Origin of the sequence: Aeromonas sp. R2-3 (genome assembly GCF_040908375.1) — a bacterium.
In the GTDB taxonomy this organism is placed as follows: Bacteria; Pseudomonadota; Gammaproteobacteria; order Enterobacterales; family Aeromonadaceae; genus Aeromonas; species Aeromonas veronii.
In genome coordinates this window covers 143,291-143,509 of sequence record NZ_JBFODP010000005.1, presented here as the reverse complement: position 1 = coordinate 143,509, position 219 = coordinate 143,291, and the positions used below count along the sequence as shown (strand labels likewise).

Sequence of the window (219 nt, the reverse complement as noted above, 5' to 3'; positions counted from 1 at the left end):
CGAATCCAGCACGACCCACCATCATTTCAGAATCCCAGGTCGTTTAGCTCAGCTGGGAGAGCACCTCCCTTACAAGGAGGGGGTCACTGGTTCGAACCCAGTAACGACCACCAGTTTGTAAAAAAAATGATTTAGATGGGTCGTTAGCTCAGTCGGTAGAGCAGTTGACTTTTAATCAATTGGTCGCTGGTTCGAATCCAGCACGACCCACCATCATTT

General features: G+C 48.9%; 2 tRNA genes. Both read left to right on the top strand.

The annotated features are described in order from the left end of the window. Positions 1–37 precede the first annotated feature (37 nt). Positions 38–113, top strand: a tRNA-Val gene (locus AB5Z02_RS02580). Between the two features lie 24 nt (positions 114–137). Further along, positions 138–213: transfer RNA gene (locus tag AB5Z02_RS02575), tRNA-Lys, on the top strand. Positions 214–219: the final 6 nt, after the last annotated feature.